The sequence below is a fragment of the Leifsonia sp. TF02-11 genome, assembly GCF_017565305.1.
Taxonomy (GTDB): domain Bacteria; phylum Actinomycetota; class Actinomycetes; order Actinomycetales; family Microbacteriaceae; genus Leifsonia.
Genome location: NZ_JAGEKP010000022.1, coordinates 1 through 16,752, shown reverse-complemented (window position 1 = coordinate 16,752; position 16,752 = coordinate 1). Strand labels below are relative to the sequence as shown.

At 68.6% G+C, this 16,752-nt stretch carries 17 protein-coding genes and 1 pseudogene; 8 read left to right on the top strand and 10 right to left on the bottom strand.

The features are described 5' to 3' along the window. Nucleotides 1–46: 46 nt before the first annotated feature. From JNB50_RS25860 to JNB50_RS20380, 3 genes are read right to left on the bottom strand one after another with little or no spacing between them, the layout of a single operon-like run. A complete protein-coding gene (locus tag JNB50_RS25860) occupies nt 47–796 on the bottom strand; it encodes a glycerophosphodiester phosphodiesterase family protein (RefSeq protein WP_208041984.1) in 750 nt (249 codons plus the stop codon). Beyond that, nucleotides 793–1,758: an SPFH domain-containing protein gene (locus JNB50_RS20385; RefSeq protein WP_208041983.1), complete on the bottom strand. Its 966-nt coding sequence runs from the start codon at nt 1,756–1,758 to the stop codon at nt 793–795. Before JNB50_RS20385 ends, JNB50_RS25860 begins: the two co-directional genes overlap by 4 nt. Continuing rightward, nucleotides 1,755–2,255 carry an NfeD family protein gene (locus JNB50_RS20380; protein WP_208041982.1) on the bottom strand — a complete coding sequence of 167 codons (501 nt, stop codon included), beginning with the start codon at nt 2,253–2,255 and terminating at the stop codon, nt 1,755–1,757. Before JNB50_RS20380 ends, JNB50_RS20385 begins: the two co-directional genes overlap by 4 nt. Before the next feature lie 127 nt (nt 2,256–2,382). Between JNB50_RS20380 and JNB50_RS20375 the strand changes: the two genes are divergently transcribed. Beyond that, on the top strand, nt 2,383–3,171 hold the full coding sequence (locus JNB50_RS20375; protein WP_208041981.1) for an SDR family oxidoreductase: 789 nt from the start codon (nt 2,383–2,385) through the stop codon (nt 3,169–3,171). Then, entirely contained in the window at nt 3,168–5,165 is a 1,998-nt protein-coding gene (locus JNB50_RS20370; protein WP_208041980.1) for a S9 family peptidase, read from the top strand. The genes JNB50_RS20375 and JNB50_RS20370 overlap by 4 nt, the downstream gene beginning before the upstream one ends. Here the strand turns inward: JNB50_RS20370 and JNB50_RS20365 are convergent. Beyond that, a complete protein-coding gene (locus JNB50_RS20365) occupies nt 5,162–5,794 on the bottom strand; it encodes an HdeD family acid-resistance protein (protein WP_208041979.1) in 633 nt (210 codons plus the stop codon). The two genes, JNB50_RS20370 and JNB50_RS20365, sit on opposite strands and share 4 nt — an antisense overlap. A 176-nt stretch (nt 5,795–5,970) precedes the next feature. Between JNB50_RS20365 and JNB50_RS20360 the strand changes: the two genes are divergently transcribed. After that, nucleotides 5,971–8,355 carry an excinuclease ABC subunit UvrA gene (locus tag JNB50_RS20360; RefSeq protein ID WP_208041978.1) on the top strand — a complete coding sequence of 795 codons (2,385 nt, stop codon included), beginning with the start codon at nt 5,971–5,973 and terminating at the stop codon, nt 8,353–8,355. 7 nt (nt 8,356–8,362) lie between these two features. Here the strand turns inward: JNB50_RS20360 and JNB50_RS25855 are convergent, their stop codons facing one another. Continuing rightward, nucleotides 8,363–8,995, bottom strand: coding sequence for a septum formation family protein (locus JNB50_RS25855; protein ID WP_208041977.1), 633 nt, complete (start codon nt 8,993–8,995; stop codon nt 8,363–8,365). Nucleotides 8,996–9,043: 48 nt separating this feature from the next. After that, nucleotides 9,044–9,385, bottom strand: a complete 342-nt coding sequence (locus JNB50_RS20350) for a hypothetical protein (protein WP_208041976.1) — start codon at nt 9,383–9,385, stop codon at nt 9,044–9,046. A gap of 68 nt (nt 9,386–9,453) precedes the next feature. Here JNB50_RS20350 and JNB50_RS20345 point away from each other — a divergent pair, with 68 nt between their 5' ends. Then, nucleotides 9,454–9,975 carry a hypothetical protein gene (locus JNB50_RS20345; RefSeq protein ID WP_208041975.1) on the top strand — a complete coding sequence of 174 codons (522 nt, stop codon included), beginning with the start codon at nt 9,454–9,456 and terminating at the stop codon, nt 9,973–9,975. Nucleotides 9,976–10,000: 25 nt separating this feature from the next. On the opposite strand, the gene JNB50_RS20340 is transcribed toward JNB50_RS20345, so the two are convergent. Further along, the gene (locus JNB50_RS20340) at nt 10,001–10,717 is read right to left on the bottom strand and encodes a class I SAM-dependent methyltransferase (protein WP_208041974.1); all 717 of its coding nucleotides are present in this window, start codon (nt 10,715–10,717) and stop codon (nt 10,001–10,003) included. Nucleotides 10,718–10,755: 38 nt separating this feature from the next. Between JNB50_RS20340 and JNB50_RS25230 the strand changes: the two are divergent. Then, nucleotides 10,756–10,848 (top strand): annotated as a pseudogene (locus JNB50_RS25230) (AraC family transcriptional regulator); the annotation flags it as partial. Here JNB50_RS25230 and JNB50_RS20335 read toward each other — a convergent pair. The 3 genes from JNB50_RS20335 to JNB50_RS20325 are packed head-to-tail and all read right to left on the bottom strand — an operon-like array spanning nt 10,808 to nt 13,649. Beyond that, the gene (locus tag JNB50_RS20335; protein ID WP_208041973.1) at nt 10,808–12,061 is read right to left on the bottom strand and encodes a low temperature requirement protein A; all 1,254 of its coding nucleotides are present in this window, start codon (nt 12,059–12,061) and stop codon (nt 10,808–10,810) included. The pseudogene JNB50_RS25230 and the gene JNB50_RS20335 overlap by 41 nt on opposite strands. After that, on the bottom strand, nt 12,058–12,873 hold the full coding sequence (locus JNB50_RS20330) for an SDR family NAD(P)-dependent oxidoreductase (protein ID WP_208041972.1): 816 nt from the start codon (nt 12,871–12,873) through the stop codon (nt 12,058–12,060). The genes JNB50_RS20335 and JNB50_RS20330 overlap by 4 nt, the downstream gene beginning before the upstream one ends. Beyond that, nucleotides 12,870–13,649, bottom strand: coding sequence for an SDR family NAD(P)-dependent oxidoreductase (locus tag JNB50_RS20325; protein WP_208041971.1), 780 nt, complete (start codon nt 13,647–13,649; stop codon nt 12,870–12,872). The genes JNB50_RS20330 and JNB50_RS20325 overlap by 4 nt, the downstream gene beginning before the upstream one ends. Nucleotides 13,650–13,771: 122 nt before the next feature. Between JNB50_RS20325 and JNB50_RS20320 the strand changes: the two genes are divergently transcribed. Genes JNB50_RS20320 through JNB50_RS20310 form a run of 3 tightly spaced genes read left to right on the top strand, consistent with a single transcriptional unit; the run spans nt 13,772 to nt 16,048 of the window. Next, complete coding sequence (locus tag JNB50_RS20320) at nt 13,772–14,653, top strand: AraC family transcriptional regulator (RefSeq protein WP_208041970.1); 882 nt, start codon at nt 13,772–13,774, stop codon at nt 14,651–14,653. Between the two features lie 47 nt (nt 14,654–14,700). Then, nucleotides 14,701–15,435 (top strand): AraC family transcriptional regulator, encoded by a 735-nt coding sequence (locus tag JNB50_RS20315; protein ID WP_208041969.1) that lies wholly within the window; start codon nt 14,701–14,703, stop codon nt 15,433–15,435. Nucleotides 15,436–15,478: 43 nt separating this feature from the next. Next, nucleotides 15,479–16,048, top strand: coding sequence for a dihydrofolate reductase family protein (locus JNB50_RS20310; protein ID WP_307794814.1), 570 nt, complete (start codon nt 15,479–15,481; stop codon nt 16,046–16,048). Nucleotides 16,049–16,752 lie beyond the last annotated feature (704 nt).

Here is a 16,752-nt window from a genome sequence, read left to right as displayed (position 1 = left end):
GCCCTGCACTCTCAGTAGGCTCACAGCGTCAAGACAGGGAAGCGATTCAGTTTCGCGCGCTGACCAGGTCTTTCAGGAGGTCGCAACGATTGGTGACGATTCCGTCGACGCCGAGATCGAGCAGCCGGGTCATCGCGTCGACCTCGTCAACCGTCCAGACGTGGAGCTCGGCGCCCGCACGGTGCACGGCGCGGACCGTGCGCGGAGTGACCAGCCGCAGCGGACCGCGTCGCTCGGGGATCTGGACGGCCGCGAACGGGCGGAGCGTGCGTGCCGTCAGGGCCCGAAGGCCGAGTTTCGCACCGACGAGCGCCGGAACGAACTCGGAGACCGACGGCGACACGGCGACGCCGGAGAGCGCGGCGGCCGCGGCCGTCCTGCGCGCGGCCGAGAAGCTCGTGAGGAGCACCCGGTCGGTCGCCCGCGCCGCGAGGATCGCCGCGGCCGTCGGAGCTGCGGCCCGCTCGTCCTTGATGTCGATGTTGAAGCGGGCCTCCGGGAACGCGTCCAGTGCCTCCGCCAGCGACGGCAGGCTCTGGCCGTGACCGAGCGAGATGCGCCGCAGTTCGGGCATCGTGAGCTGCTCGACGCGGATGCTGCGGCCGGCGACCCGGCTGAGGTCGGGGTCGTGGCTGATCACGGCGACGCCGTCGGCCGAGCAGTGCACGTCGGTCTCGAGATGGGTCGCACCCGCGCTGAGCGCCTTCAGGAAGGCGAGCAGCGTGTTCTCGGGTGCGTCGATCGCGAGGCCGCGGTGCGCGATGATGCGCGGCCGCGGCCCGTCGAGGAACGTCACGCCGGGGGAGCGGCCTGGGTCGAGGCCGGCACCACTGCGGCCGTGTCAGGAGACGCTGCCGGAGCGCCCTTGGGCCCGAACGCCTGCCCGATGCCCTTCAGCGCCTCCGTGAGCTCGCTCGGGATCACCCAGAGCTTGTTCGCAGAGCCCTCGGCGAGCTTCGGCAGGGTCTGCAGGTACTGGTACGCGAGCAGCAGATTGTCGGGGTTGCCCTCGTGGATCGCGCCGAAGACCGTCGTGATCGCCTTCGCCTCGCCCTCCGCCCGCAGCACAGCCGCCTTCGCGTCACCCTCCGCCTTGAGGATCGCCGCCTGGCGCAGCCCCTCTGCGTTGAGGATCTCGGACTGCTTCGTGCCCTCGGCCGTCAGAATCAGCGCGCGACGGTCCCGCTCCGCACGCATCTGCTTCTCCATCGAGTCCTGGATCGACACGGGCGGGTCGATCGCCTTCAGCTCGACGCGCGATACTCGGATGCCCCACTTGCCCGTCGCTTCATCCAGCACCAGGCGCAGCTGGCCGTTGATGTTGTCGCGGCTGGTCAGCGCCGCCTCGAGGTTGAGGCCGCCGACCACGTTGCGGAGCGTGGTCGTTGTGAGCTGCTCGACGGCGCCGAGGTAGTTCGCGATCTCGTAGGTCGCGGCGCGCGCGTCGGTGACCTGGAAGTACACGACCGTGTCGATCGAGACGACCAGGTTGTCCTCGGTGATCACCGGCTGCGGCGGGAAGGAGACGACCTGCTCGCGCAAGTCGATGAGCGGGCGCACCTTGTCGATGAAGGGGACGACCACGTTCAGCCCAGGGGTGAGCGTCTTGTGATAGCGGCCGAGCCGCTCCACCACCCCTGCCCGTGCCTGCGGGATGATCCGGATGGCACGGAACAGCGTGACCAGCACGAAGATCGCGATCACCAGAATGATGATCGAGACCACGATGGTCACGACGAGCTGGGTGACATCGGTCACGGGATGCTCCTCTCGGTGAGGCCGTCGGCTCCCGCCGACACGGGTGATGGGGCGACGACGGCTGTCGCGCCCTCGATGCTCAGAACGATGACGTGCTCGCCGGGCACGAGCTCGACGGGGCCGCCGGATGCGGTGGCGAGGCGCGAGGTCCAGGTCTCACCGACGGCGAGCTTGACCAGCCCCGCGGTGCGCGAGACGGTCGAGACCACGACGCCCGACATCCCGATCAGGGCGTCGACGTTGCTCTTGGTCGGGTCGCCTCCGCGCTTCAGCCTGTGCAGCAACGGCGGGCGGATGAAGAAGAGCAGCACGACGGAGAGCGCTGCGGCGATCACGAGCTGGAGCCACCAGGGCGCGCCGAAGAGCCCGGAGATCAAGCCGCCGAGGCTGCCGACGGCGATCATCAGGAAGACGAAGTCGAGCGTCAGCATCTCGATGATGACGAAGACGAGAATGAGGACCAACCACGCGATCCAGGCGAACGATGTGATGTCCATCAGCGGCCCCCTCCCAGCATTCGCTATGTCACTAACTTAATACGAAGCTAGCATCAGGGCGCTCGGCTGCAGGGAACCCACTTGGTAGTCTCAGAAAGCCGTGTCGTCCAACGCTCTAGGAGTATCCGTGTCCAACCCGTCCGCGTCCGCCAGCCCCCTCGAGCCCGGCAGCCTCCGCGGCAAGCGCGCCCTCGTCACCGGTTCCTCCCGCGGGATCGGCGCCGACACGGTGCAGTACCTCGCCGACGCCGGCGCCTCCGTCGCGATCAACTACCGCAACAAGGAGGCGCGTGCGGTCAAGCTGGCCGACGCCATCCGCGAGAAGGGCGGCACGGCCATCACGGTCGGCGCCGATCTCACCGATCCCGCGTCGGTTGCGGGCCTGTTCCAGGCGGTCGGCGACGCGTGGGGCGGTCTCGACATCCTGGTCCTCAACGCCTCGGGCGGCATGGAGTCCGGCATGGCAGAGGATTACGCGATGCAGCTGAACCGCGACGCCCAGGTGAACGTCCTGAACGCGGCGCTGCCGCTGATGGGACCGGGATCGCGGGTGGTGTTCGTCACCAGCCACCAGGCGCACTTCATCCGCAGCACTCCCACGATGCCGGAGTACGAGGCGGTCGCGCTCAGCAAGCGCGCGGGCGAGGACGCCCTGCGCGCCCTGCTCCCCGCTCTGACCGAGAAGGGCATCGAGTTCGTCGTCGTCTCGGGCGACATGATCGAGGGCACGATCACCGCGACACTGCTGAACCGTCTGAACCCCGGCGCCATCGACGCGCGCAAGGAGGCGGCAGGCCGACTCTACAACGTCGGCGAGTTCGCCGCCGAGGTCGCTGCGGCCGTCGTCGACCCGGTTCCGGCCGACCACACCCGCCTGGTCGGTGACGTCTCGAGCTTCGCTCCGGTCTCCGAATGAGGCCGTCCGATCTCGATCTCCTGACCGGGGTGTCGCGCCCCACCGTGCACCCGGGCAATTCCCGCGCTGTCGTCTCGGTGACGCATCCCTCGCTCGCCGCGGACGCCGTCGTCGGGCAGCTGTGGAACATCCCCCTCTCCGGTCATGCCGCGCCCCGACGGCTCACGCGCGGATTCCGCGACACCGCTCCGCGCTTCTCGCCGGACGGGCGGCTGATCGCCTTCCTGCGCGCGGCCCCGAAGGCGCCGCCGCAGCTGCACGTGGTGGACGCCGGCGGCGGCGAGCCCGTGGCGGTCACCGACCGCACGCTCGGCGTGACGGAGTTCGCCTGGGCGCCCGACGGCCGCTCGCTGGCGTTCGTCAGCCGGGAACCGGAGCAGGGTCGCTACGGCACGGTCGACGGGATCGATGCGAACGCGGAGCGCCCGCGCCGGATCGACACGGTGAAATATCAGCAGAACGGGCTCGGCTACATCACCGATCGTCGTGCCCACGTCTATGTCGTGCCGGCTCCCGACGTCTGGGCGGAGCCCGCGGTCGCACCTGTCGCCGAACCGGACGGCTCTCTGCCGCCGGCGCCGGCGGTCGCGACGCCGCGCGCGCTGACCTCGGGGGAGTGGGACGACACGACCATCGCGTTCTCGCCGGACGGGAACACCCTGGCTTTCGTCTCCGCCCGCCACGCGAGCCGCGACCACGACCTGCGCTCGAGCGTGTTCCTGGTGCCGCTCGACGGCAGCGGCGACCCGGTGGATGCGACGGGGGAGCACGGCAGCCTCTCGATCGTCGCCGTGGCCTACGGGCTCAACGGCGTCCTCTACTTCAGCGCCCAGGACGTGGGCGAGAGCGGCCGCGACTTCGTTGCACGGAACACCGCGCTCTACGCGATCGATCGACCGGGCTCCGCCCCTCGGCGGCTGACCGACCCCGAGACGGTCGACCTGACGGAGTCGGAGATCGTCGCCTACCGCGACGACACCGTGCTCGTGACCGACCGCGCCCGAGGCGCGCTGGTGCTGACCGAAGTCCGCGCCGACGGATCCACTCGACGCCTCACCGACAGCGCGACGGTCGTCAACGCGGTCGGCACCGCCGGTGACACGATCGTCGCCAGCGTCTCGACCGCCGCCACGGCGGGCGACGTGGCCGTGGTCGACGACGGCGGAGTGCGTACGCTCACCGACTTCTCGCGCCAACTGCGCGCGGCCGGGATCATCGCCCCGCGTGAGCTCACGGTCGACGGTCGCGATGGCTACCCGATCCACGGCTGGGTCGTGTCCCCGCACGGCGCGGGGCCGCATCCCGTTCTCCTCAACATCCACGGCGGCCCGTTCGCCGCTTACACCGCGGCGCTGTTCGACGAGGCCCAGGTGTACGCCGCGGCCGGCTACGCCGTGGTGATGTGCAACCCGCGCGGGTCGGCCGGCTACGGACAGGAGCACGGCCGCAGCATCCGGCAGCGGATGGGCACGGTCGATCTCGACGACGTGCTCGACTTCCTCGACGCCGCGTGCGCCGAAGTGCCCGGGCTCGACGCGGACCGCGTCGGCGTGATGGGCGGCTCCTACGGCGGCTACCTCACTGCGTGGACCATCGCGCACGACCACCGTTTCGCTGCAGCGATCGTGGAGCGCGGGTTCCTCGATCCCGCCGCGTTCATGGGCACCAGCGACATCGGCAGCTTCTTCAGCGACGAGTACACGGGAACCGACGCCGCACAGATCGCCGCTCAGAGCCCCCAGGCAGTGGTGGACGCCGTCACGACGCCCACGCTCGTCATGCACTCCGCCAACGACCTGCGGTGCCCGCTCGGCCAGGCGGAGCGGTACTACGCGGCCCTGCAGCGCAACGGGGTGGAGACCGAGCTCGTGATCTTCCCGGGAGAAGACCACGAGCTCAGCCGCAGCGGTCGCCCCCGGCACCGTCGTGAGCGCTTCGAGATCATCCTCGACTGGTGGCAGCGCCACCTCCCGGTGCCGGGCGGCGGTCGCTAGGCGGCTGCTGCTGCCGCGGTCGTCGCTTTGAGCGCATCTCGGCCGAAGGTGAAGGCGCGGACGATTCCGATGATTCCGAGGACGATCAGGGCGATCGCCGCGAAGAGGATGAGGAAGACCGCGGAGGACGCGGGCAGGAACAGCACGACGAGTCCGGCGATGATGCTGAGGATCCCGTAGGCGATCGCCCAGCCGGAGGACGCCGCACGGCCGGACTCGACCAGCGCCATCACACCCTCGATGATCCAGCCGACGCCGATGAACGCCAGGGCGAAGATGACCAGGACCGTCGCGGCTGTCGACACGTTCTTGAGCGCGACGACGCCCGCGATGACCAGCAGGATGCCCAGGATGATGTTGAGGGTGCGGATGCCTCCGCCGATCCCGCGGGCGAAGATCCCGACGCCCAGGCGCATGATCCCCGCGATGACGAAGTAGATGCCGAGGAAGACCGCCAGCACGGCGATGGTCTTGGCCGGCCAGAAGAGCAGCACGACGCCGAGGATGACCGCGACGGCGCCGCTGACCCCGAGCACGGCCCGGATTCCGTTGATGGCCGAGCGGGTCATCTCCGAGGCGTCGAGGGAGAGATCGTGGACGGCGGACTGCAGTGGATCGGTGGAGGACATCGCGAACACCCTTTCAGAGTCTGCGGCCGCGGCGTTACCGGGCCGTGAAGCCGACGATACTGACAATCCGCTGTGAACGTCAGACGTCATTCGGCGATTCGGCGGGCGTGGGGGAGCGGCGCCGCGTCGGACGCACCTGCTTAGATCGAGGGAGACCGAACGGACGGAGCACAGGAATGACCACGGCCACGAGCGAGAGCACCTCGTCCGACATCGCGGCAGCGGACGCTCATGACGTCATCCGGGTGCGGGGAGCGCGCGAGAACAACCTCAAGAACGTGAGCGTCGACCTTCCCAAGCGCCGCCTGACCGTGTTCACGGGGGTGTCCGGCTCTGGCAAGAGCTCGCTCGTCTTCGGCACCATCGCCGCCGAGTCGCAGCGGCTCATCAACGAGACCTACAGCGCTTTCGTGCAGGGGTTCATGCCGTCGCTCGCGCGACCGGACGTCGACGTGCTCGAGGGGCTCACCACGGCCATCCTGGTCGACCAGGAGCGCATGGGCGCCAACGCGCGTTCGACCGTCGGCACCGTCACCGACGCGAACGCGATGCTCCGCATCCTGTTCAGCCGACTCGGGCAGCCGCACATCGGTTCCCCGCAGGCGTTCTCGTTCAACATCCCGACGGTGCGCGGCACCGGGGCCATCACTATCGAGGGCAAGGAAGACTCCACTGTCCGCCGGACCTTCGAGCAGACGGGCGGCATGTGCCCCCGGTGCGAGGGCATGGGAACGGCGTCGGAGATCGACCTGACACAGCTGTACGACGAGACGAAGTCGCTGAGCGGTGGAGCCATCACCGTCCCGGGCTACACAGCGGACGGCTGGTCCGTGCGCATGTTCAGCGAGTCGGGCTTCTTCGACCCGGACAAGCCGATCCGGGACTATTCGGAGACCGAGCTCCACGACTTCCTCTACAAGGAGCCGCTGAAGGTCAAGATCAACGGCATCAACCTCACCTACGAGGGGCTCGTTCCGCGGGTGCAGAAGTCGATGCTGTCCAAAGACGTGGACGCGATGCAGCCCCACATCCGGGCGTTCGTGGAGCGTGCGGTGACGTTCGCCCCGTGCCCGGAGTGCCACGGTACGCGGCTCAACGCGGGCGCCCGGTCGTCGCTGATCGCCGGCGTGAGCATCGCGGACGTGTGCGCGATGCAGCTGAGCGACCTCGCCGAATGGGTACGCGGACTCGACGAGCCGACCGTCGCCCCGCTGCTCGCGAACCTGCAGGGCACCCTCGACTCGTTCGTCGACATCGGCCTCGGCTACCTCTCGCTCGACCGCGCCTCCGGCACGCTGTCGGGCGGCGAGGCCCAGCGCACCAAGATGATCCGCCACCTCGGGTCGTCGCTCACCGACATCACCTACGTCTTCGACGAGCCGTCGGTGGGGCTGCACCCGCATGACATGCAGCGGATGAACAGGCTGCTCGTCCAGCTGCGCGACAAAGGCAACACGGTGCTCGTGGTCGAGCACAAGCCCGAGATGATCGCGATCGCCGACCACGTCGTCGATCTGGGGCCGCGTGCGGGCTCCGGAGGGGGAGAGATCGTCTACGAGGGGACGATCGAGGGGTTGCGCGGGAGCGGCACACTCACCGGCCGGCACCTCGACGACCGCGCGTCGGTCAAGGAGTCGGTACGTGACCGGACGGGCGTGCTGGAGGTCCGCGGCGCCACCGAGCACAACCTCCGGGACGTCGACGTGGACATCCCGCTCGGCGTGCTGGTGGTGGTCACCGGTGTCGCAGGCTCGGGCAAGAGCTCGCTCATCCACGGCTCGGTCGGCACGCGCGACGGTGTCGTCTCCATCGACCAGGCCGCCATCCGGGGATCGCGGCGCAGCAACCCTGCCACCTACACCGGGCTGCTGGAGCCCATCCGCAAGGCCTTCGCGAAGGCGAACGGCGTGAAGCCGGCTCTCTTCAGCGCCAACTCGGAAGGCGCCTGTCCCAACTGCAACGGCGCCGGCGTCATCTACACCGATTTGGGCGTGATGGCCGGCGTCTCCACCGTCTGTGAGGTGTGCGAGGGAAAGCGCTTCGACGCCTCCGTGCTGGAGTACCGCTTCGGCGGGCTCGACATCAGCGAAGTGCTGGCCCTGTCGGTCGACGACGCCGAGTCGTTCTTCTCGGGCGGGGAGGGGCGCCTTCCTGCCGCCCACGCCATCCTCCAGCGCCTGTCCGACGTCGGGCTGGGCTATCTGAGCATCGGTCAGCCGTTGACGACTCTGTCCGGCGGCGAGCGTCAGCGGCTCAAGCTCGCGACGCACATGGCTGAGAAGGGCGGCGTCTACGTGCTCGACGAGCCGACGACCGGCCTCCACCTGGCCGACGTCGAGCAGCTTCTCGGCCTCCTGGACCGGCTGGTCGACTCCGGCAAGTCGGTCATCGTGATCGAGCACCATCAGGCCGTCATGGCGCACGCCGACTGGATCGTCGATCTCGGCCCGGGTGCGGGCCACGACGGTGGCCGCATCGTCTTCGAGGGCACGCCGGCCGACCTGGTCGCCGCCCGCTCCACCCTGACCGCGAAGCACCTCGCGGAGTACGTCGGAGCGTAAGGGCGGGTCAGCTGGACGCGACAGCGCTTCCCGTCAGTTCGTGGCGCGAGTACGTGTAGACGAAGCAGTAGTACGACCGGTCTCCCGACGCCCAGAGCGCCGGTGTGTCGGCGTAGCGCAGGTCGACCTGCACGTCCTCGTTCCAGACTGCCACCCACGCCCAGTCCAGATGCTTCTCGCAGAGGCTGCCGACCTGCGCGTCGAGCGCATCCTTCCCCGGGAACGCCGCGCCGGCGGACGAGGGGAGGGTGCCCTCCGCCAGCAGCTGGGCGATGTGCGGCGACGCGCAGTCGATCACCGGGTAGGCGGCCTCCGACTTGGACGGGTAGGTCTGCAGGCAGTCTCCGGCCGCGAGGGTACTGAGGGGCCGCATGGGGACCGTCACCGACGGGGCCGGGGTCGGGGTCGGGCGCGCCGGAAGACCGAGGGGTGTGGGCGCAGGGTCGAACTGCGGAGCGCTCGCGGCGCCGGGCGACGTCGACGACGACGCGGGGCCGGTGTGTCCGCTGGGGAGGCCGAGCGCGAAAGCCGCCGCGCCGGCGCCGACGACCAGTACTGCGGCGGTGACGGACACCAGGACCAGCCACCCTCGCCGCGACAGGCCATCGGAGATCTCTCTGTTCGGCCGGCTGTCTCTCACCGGCTCATCCTACGTGCGCGTCCCTCGCCGAACCTGGCCGCCGAGACGTCACCGGTATTCGGCGACGACCTCGATCTCACCCACGATGTGGGCGTTGAGGTCGGACAGCTCCTCGGCGGGGATCCAGTACTCCAGGATGCTCTGGCCGCCGACCTGGTGGACGTCGTAACGGTCCAGGAACTCGCGGCGAACCTCGAATCGCGTGACGAATCCGACACCGCTGGCTTTCACGTTCCAGTCGCGCGCGATCATCGTCGCGTACTCCTCGTTGAGAACCGGATAGAAGATCGGCTGGTCGGGCAAGCGCGGCGGCCATTCCCTCCAGCCCGAGGCCTCGACGAGTGCGAGCTCCTCCGGTCCGGTGGGGCGCCAGAGGGTGACGGTCTCCATGGCCCACATCCTGCCAGGTCGCCGACGCGAAACGGGTCCGACCGGCGCAGGACGGTTAGCCTGGTCGTGTGCTGGAATCCGACCGCTCCGACGAGGGCAACCCTCACGAGTCCGTCCGGGTCGGCGGTCTCACCCGCGCCGAGCTGCGGACCGCGTTGAATGCCGGCGGTGTGCTCCTGAACGCGCATGCCGAGACTTTGCTCGAACATGCCGTCTTCGATACACGGGAACCGGAGACCATCCGGATCGTCGTGCGGGACGTGGGTGACCTGGGGTTCGCGGAGGGCGCAACGTTGCCCGACGTCTATGCGGCCGCTCAGTCCCACGGACTCGCGCTGTGCCCGCCCGACACCGGCCCGTACCTCCGACTGGCGTGGACCTCCCAGCCGAACGCACCGGACACGGTGTTGTCGGCCGGGAGATCGCCCGCGGGCTCGCTCAAGGTTGCCTCGGCGCCGCTGAGCGACGACGTGGAGTACCCCAAGGGCTTCTACCTGCGGGTCGTCGACCACCAGCAGTGGCTGCGCGGCTACCGCTGCGACGACGAGTACGTGTACGAGCCGGGGGATCGGTTCGCGTTCCGGGGCTGATCGAGCGCGGGGGAGCGCGACGGGCTCAGACCTTCGTCGAATCCAGCACGAACAGCAGGAAGGCGAGGAACCGGCCGCTCGGTCGATCGGCGAACTCCTCGGGAAACCGCTCGCGGGCGGCGGGCGACGGCGCGGGCTCGCTGATCGTCGTGATCCGGAATCCGGCAGCGGCGAACGCATCGGTCATCGCGTGGAGCGGACGGTCCCAGAACACCAGCTGGGTGCTCTGCCCGCCCAGGTTCCATTCCTCGGTTCGAGCCCGCACGCCGAAGTACTCGGATGTGCCGCCGGACAACCGGTCGCCGAGGAATGTCGCCGCCGGATGCTCCTCGGAGACGATGAGCCGGCCGCCGGGCTTCAGCACGCGCCGGAACTCGGCCAGCGTCGGCGCCCAGTCCTCGAGGTAGTGGAGCACCTGCGAGGCCACGATGTCGTCGAACGTGTCGTCGTCGAACGGCAGGCGGTCGGCGAGATCGGCGACGAGGAGATCCGTCTGCGTGCCGAGTCGGAGCTTGGCCTGCTCCAACATGCCGGCACTGGCGTCGACCCCCGTTATCTCGGCTCCGCCGGCGCGAAGGTCCGCGAGGATCGGACCGGATCCGCACCCCGCGTCGAGGATCCGCCGCCCGCTGACGTCGCCGGCGAGCTCGACGATGGCCGGCCGGTTGTAGAACTCGTTCAGGAGACTGGTCTCGTTCAGCGCAGCGTAGCCTTCGGCGATCGAGTCATAGGCGTGAGTCATGTGGTCGATCGTGCCACAGGTGCGAGCAAGCCCGAGCGAGGCTTGTGCCGGGGCCATCCATCGTCGCGGTCCTCTACCACTCCGACGACTTCACGACCGCCACCTGCGAACTCTGGCTGCCTGCTGAGCGCGTCGGCTGAGACGGGCCCGGTCTCTTCGTTCGGGGGTCGCGGGGGAGAAGTTGCGTTCTGCCACGAACACACCGACCAGCGCGGCTACCACGGCGGTCAGGGAGAGGAGCGGCCACAGGATCCCGATGACGGGCGTCAGCACCAGTAGGAGGGCGGCGGTGACGAGACGCACGATGTTCCACGTGCCGAGCAGGCGTCGTTCGAAGAACGCGGTTCCCGCGAGGTAGCAGGCGACGCCTCCGCCGATGGCGGCTGCCCCGAAGAGTCCGAGCCCGGAGGCGGACTCGATGTGCGCCATCGCGACCTCGAGTCCCACGGCGGCGAGAACGATGCCACCGACCAGCGAGAGGTGGAGGTACGTGTAAGCATCGGTCGCCGTCCGGCCGCGATCCCGCGCCGGCAGGGACGTGAGGGCGTGCTCGGCGTCGCCCGCCAGCCGGGTGAAGTACGCCCACCAGAGGGCGATGCAGATGAGCATCGACAGAACTACACCGAGAAGGATGCCGATGCTGATCGGCCGGGTCGCCGCTCCCGCGCCGATGCCCAGGATCGACTCGCCCAGGGCGAGAATGACGATGAGTCCGTGACGCTCGGTGAAGTGCGCGGTGGACCGCACGGGCCACGCGATGCCGGCGCTGGTGCGATACGACACGATCGGCTCGATAGCGACCGCCGCTATGGTGAACCAGAGCTGCCAGGGCGCACCGAGCAGGGCGCCGACGAGCAGGAGGGTTCCCGACGGCAGCATCGACAGCGTGACGGTCACGAGAGTGCGTCGACGGAGTCCAGGCTCTGCAAGCCACACGAAGACGATCGCGTGGGTGACTCGGGCGACCAGATACGCGCCGACGAACACCAGGGGCCCGGACAGGCCGCCGGGGAGGTCATGATACGCCTCGAGCACGACGACGCCCGCGATGAACATCGACGTCATGCCGACGATAATGGCAACGCGTACAACGCCCTGGTCGGCGTGGGCGCGGTTCGTGAGCCACCCATAGGAGGTCCACGCCCACCACAGCAGCGCGAGGATCACCAACGCCTGCACCGTTCCCAACGCATCGTGCTGCTGGGCCATCAGTCGGCTCAGCTGCGTGAACGCGAAGACGTAGGCGAGGTCGAAGAAGAGCTCGAGGGTGGTGACGCGGTCGCCCTCGCGACTGGCCACCGCCCCGCCGGGCGTCCGGCTCGAACCGATGCTGCCGCCTCTCATGGTCTCGTTCCGGCAAAACGCGACAGGCGCGTGAGAAACAGCGCGGACAGTCGGGAGCGGTTGGCCGGGTCCACGACATCTGAGCTCGGCGCTACGACTCGGTCGTTCTCCAGATAGGAGCCCGAGGGCACCGCGGCAGTGGCGGCGAACAGCACCCGGTCGGCCCCCTGGGAGGGCGGGCCGCCGATGCCGCCGGTCATCGCAGCGCTCAGGGGCGTGTCGTTCAACCCGGGGCACAGCGAGACGACGTGGACGCCCGTTCCAGCTTCCTCCTCGGCGAGGAGTGACGACCAGGTGACCATTGCGAGTTTCGCCCTGCCGTAGGCGGAGACCGGGTCGTAGTCGTGCTGCAGGTCGACGTCCTCGAAGTCGAAGTGCTCGAGTCGGTGCGCCGACGAGCCGACGTTGACGATCCGGGCGCCGACAGCGAGGGACGGAATCAGCAGTCGGGTGAAGAGCGCGGCGGCAAGCGCGTTCACCTGCAGAGTCCTCTCGAACCCGTCATCCGTGAGAATCCTCTGCCCCGCACCGGGGACCCCGGCGTCGTTGATGAGCAGGTCGATCGGCAATTCCAGGCCGATGACCTGTCGAGCGGCGTCGGCCACCTCCGCGAGGTGCGTGAAGTCCGCTGCGATGTAGTGGACGTGGGCCGCTCCCGCGCGTCGGAGGCGCCCGATGATGCCGGCGGCCTCCTCCGACTCGACACCGAGGAGGATCAGCGTGTTCACCGCAGCGGCGAGCCGGAGGGCGGTCGCCGCACCGATGCCGCTTGTTGCCCCGGTGAGGACCACGGTTCCGAACCGTGCGCTCATAGGGCGTACCCTCCGGACGCGTGGATGTCTTCCCCGGTGATCCAGGCGGAGTCGTCGGAGACGAGGAAGGCGATGACCGTGCCGATGTCGGCCGGTTCGCCGATCCGGCCGAAGGCGGTCTTGGCAGCGAGCCCGTCGATGACCTCCGGGAAGCGCTCGAAGGCGTTGTCTCCGAGGCGGGTTCGGGTGGGGCCGGGGGAGACCGTGTTGACACGGATCGCCCGGCTGCTGAGTTCCTTCGCGAGGAAGCGGGTGGCGACGGAGAGGCCGCCCTTCATCGCCGTGTACCCGGAGAAGCCGGGTTCGGTGTCTCCGGGTCGCGTGGAACTGCTGGAGGTGTTCACGATCGCGCCGCCGTCTTCGATCAGGGGCAGCAGCGCCTGAGTGAGAAAGTACGGACCGCGCAGGAGGACACGGTAGTAGGCGTCGAAGGCGTCCACACCCATGTCCTCGAAGCTCCGGCCTCCTCCGAAGCCGGCATTGTTCACCAGGGCGTGGATTCGATCCGCGCCCCACTCCGTCGCGAGCGCTTCGCGAAGGGCATCCGTGAAGTCGGGGAAGGTGTCGGTGCGCGAGAGGTCGAGGGGGAGTGCCGCGGCACGGCCGCCCGCCTCGCCGATCTCCGCGACGGTCCGCTCGGCGCCTTCCCGGCGGGCGTTGTAGGTGACGACGACGCCCATGCCGCGGGCAGCGATCTCGATCGCCGCGCCGCGGCCGATACCGGAGCTCCCTCCGGTGACGACGACGATCTTCTGGTCAGGTTTCCGTTCGCTCATGATTCAAGCCAACCGTCGGGCACCCGTCGCGGGTTAGGGCGATCCGCGCGACTCCTTGCACGATCCTGCCTTTCCCGCCAGGAATCGGCGTCTGGTTCGTGCGCTCCTGGTTGACTCTTGACATGTCCTTCGAAGAGTTTCGGCGGTTGGTCGCACAGCACGCTCCCGGCGGCATCAGCGCCACGGCGATCCCGGGAGTGCTGGTCTCCCGCATGGACGACGGCGGATCACCGGACGAATCGACAACAGGAACCGTCCTGGCGATCGTCGCCCAGGGCACCAAACGGCTCTCCGTCGGCGGCAGCGTCCACGACTACGGTGTCGGCCAATACCTCGTGGCGTCCGTCGACCTCCCCGTGTCGGGGCAGTTCACCGACGCGACGCCTCGGCATCCCGCCCTGGGTCTGGGCCTGGAGCTGCGCCCGGAGGTGATCGCCGAGCTGATGCTCAGCTCAGCCGCCGATTTCCACCGCGCAGCCCGGGGCGAGTCTTCGCCACCGGCGATCACGGTGGGGGAGGTGTCGCCACGACTGCTCGACGCGGCGGTCCGTATGCTGCGACTCCTCGACCACCCCCGTGACATCCCGGTGCTCGCCCCGATGATCGAGCGGGAGATCCTCTGGCTGATCATGACAGGGGAGCAGGGCGCGACGGTGCGTCAGCTCGGCCTCGCCGACAGCAGTCTCAGCCGCGTCCGGCACGTGGTTCGGTGGATGCGTGAGCACTTCACGGAGCCGCTTCGTGTCGATCAGCTCGCCGAACTCGCCAGGATGAGCCCCTCCGCATTCCATCGAGCGTTCCATGCGGTGACGTCCATGAGCCCGATCCAGTATCAGAAGACCATCCGGCTTCAGGAGGCACGGCTGCGCCTGATCGCCGGTCCCGGCGACATCGGCGCGACGGCGTACGCGGTCGGCTACGAGAGCCCTTCGCAGTTCAGCCGGGAGTACCGGCGCGCATTCGGGGCATCCCCGAGTGAGGACGTAGCATCCCTGCGTCGGTAGCAGTGCTCAACTGCAGCGACGGGGTCACGACGGTCTACGATTCGCTCATGGGGGCGAAGGAGAACGGTGGAGGGGAGACCGGACGGCCTTTGCGGTTCCAGCATCGGTCCGCCGACTCGAACCTGATCGAGCGCGCGTGGACCAGCCGAAGTGGCGACACCTCCAGGATGACGTCGGTTGCCCGAGCGCACTGGGACTTCGTGTTCTGGGAGGGGCCGGATGGCCGCCACGCCGGTATTCAGGGTCCGGAGTCCATGGCGTCGGAGGCTCCCGTGCCGCCACAGACGGAGTTCGTGGGTGTGAGGCTGGCGCTCGGTGTGCTGATTCCGAAGCTTCCTCCGTCGCAGCTGGTGGACCGTTTCGTCGCGCTTCCCGTGGATGGTCGATGGCTTCATCTCGGAGGCGAACGCTTTGCCATCCCGTCGTACGCGCAAGCGGAGGATTTCGTGGCGCTGTTGGTCGCGAAAGGACTACTCGTCGTCGCCGAGCAGCCCGGTGAACGGGCCACCGAGCGGACGCGGCAGCGCCACCACCTGAACGCGATCGGCCTGTCGCGGCGCACCGTGCAGCAGATCACGCGCGCGCAGGACGCTGCCGTCCGCCTGCAGTCGGGGGAGCCTCCCGCCGCTGTCGCTCAGGATGCCGGCTACTTCGACCAGCCGCATCTCGCGAGGTCGCTGCGCCGCTTCATCGGGCCGTCCGCCACGGAACTCGCCCGCAGCGACTCGACCGGCCGTCCTCTGTCGTTGCTGTACAAGACGCATGGGGGAGTCGCCCAGTAGCTTCCGAAGGCGCCCCTCCCGTGGCGCAGAAGAGGAGACCATCGTGACCGAGACCCAGCCGCCTTCCGCCCCCCGACGTGTGGTGCTCTACGAACTCATGTCCCTCGACGGGTTCGCGGACGAGCCAGGCGAACGGGATTGGCTGCGCGACACCGGACCGAAGCTTGGAGACTTCCTCGCCGCCACGATTGCGACACAGGACGCCGTGCTCCTCGGCCGACGCACCTACGAGAAGTGGGCACCGTATTGGCCGACCTCCGCTGTCCAGCCGTTCGCCGACTTCATCAACTCGACGCCCAAGTACGTCTTCACCTCGACGCGCCAGGAGCTCGACTGGTCGAACTCGCGAGCGGTCGCGGCGCCCGCTGCTTCGTTCGTCGCGGACCTGAAGGAGACGCCTGGAGGCGATATCGGCATCCACGGCAGCTTGTCGGTCGCCCGCGATCTTCTGGCGGCCGGACTCGTCGACGACCTGCGGATCGTGCTGGCGCCCAGCCTCGCCGGAGACGGGGTGCGCCTGTTCGGCAGTGGCGAGCAGCTGCGGAGGTTCGACCTGGTGGATGTGGAACGCTCGGGCGGATGCCTGCTGCTGCAGTACCGACGCCAGGCGTGACGTCCTGGAGATGTAGCCGTTCGTTATGTCAGCTTTGGCTATTGGATGACGGAATTCGCGGTGAGAGGACCTGGCGCTGCGCTTGTCGATCTTCTGAAGAAGCTGGCCGCCGTGGCGCTTACCAGCCATCGACCGAACCGGCTTCTTGACGAGACGTTGAGTGACGATGACGACTCCCAAACTGCGTCGCTGATCACGGCGATTGCGCAACCCGCCGGCCCACGGACGGAGAGCCGGCCCTGACTTCGTGTGACCACTTCGAAGCGCTGATAATGCACATTATGTCAGAATGAAGATGGCTTATCCCCATTGGATGCGAATACGAAGCACATCCACCAGGGCACCCTGATGAACCTGCTCCGCGACGCCGGCGTCGACCTCCGCGGAACCAACAACGCCGCCCTCCGCGGAACCAAGAACGCCGCCCTCCGCGAACTCGTCCTCCAATGCCCGCCCCATCGTCGCGGACTCGTTCAACTACAGCTACACCGTCACCGAACAACACCGCCGCAACGCCGGCGCCCAATTCATCGACTACCTCGCCAAACGAGCGAGTGCAGATCAACAGCCCTAGAGAGCCAACGGAGCCTGACCCGCTTTTCCGGGCACCTGAGTTGAGGCGATGATCGTCTCGGAGAGGAGTCCGTGAGATGCCTGCTGCTCACCCGCCGGAGTTCCGGCGTCGAGCCCTGGATCTGGTCGCG

What these genes read in the sequence shown, in the direction of transcription:
- JNB50_RS20380 (WP_208041982.1), bottom strand. Translation starts at nt 2,255, where the DNA reads ATGGACATCACATCGTTCGCCTGGATCGCGTGGTTGGTCCTCATTCTC.
- JNB50_RS20370 (WP_208041980.1), top strand. Translation starts at nt 3,168, where the DNA reads ATGAGGCCGTCCGATCTCGATCTCCTGACCGGGGTGTCGCGCCCCACC.
- JNB50_RS20365 (WP_208041979.1), bottom strand. Translation starts at nt 5,794, where the DNA reads ATGTCCTCCACCGATCCACTGCAGTCCGCCGTCCACGATCTCTCCCTC.
- JNB50_RS20360 (WP_208041978.1), top strand. Translation starts at nt 5,971, where the DNA reads ATGACCACGGCCACGAGCGAGAGCACCTCGTCCGACATCGCGGCAGCG.
- JNB50_RS20350 (WP_208041976.1), bottom strand. Translation starts at nt 9,385, where the DNA reads ATGGAGACCGTCACCCTCTGGCGCCCCACCGGACCGGAGGAGCTCGCA.
- JNB50_RS20340 (WP_208041974.1), bottom strand. Translation starts at nt 10,717, where the DNA reads ATGACTCACGCCTATGACTCGATCGCCGAAGGCTACGCTGCGCTGAAC.
- JNB50_RS20335 (WP_208041973.1), bottom strand. Translation starts at nt 12,061, where the DNA reads ATGAGAGGCGGCAGCATCGGTTCGAGCCGGACGCCCGGCGGGGCGGTG.
- JNB50_RS20330 (WP_208041972.1), bottom strand. Translation starts at nt 12,873, where the DNA reads ATGAGCGCACGGTTCGGAACCGTGGTCCTCACCGGGGCAACAAGCGGC.
- JNB50_RS20325 (WP_208041971.1), bottom strand. Translation starts at nt 13,649, where the DNA reads ATGAGCGAACGGAAACCTGACCAGAAGATCGTCGTCGTCACCGGAGGG.
- JNB50_RS20320 (WP_208041970.1), top strand. Translation starts at nt 13,772, where the DNA reads ATGTCCTTCGAAGAGTTTCGGCGGTTGGTCGCACAGCACGCTCCCGGC.
- JNB50_RS20315 (WP_208041969.1), top strand. Translation starts at nt 14,701, where the DNA reads ATGGGGGCGAAGGAGAACGGTGGAGGGGAGACCGGACGGCCTTTGCGG.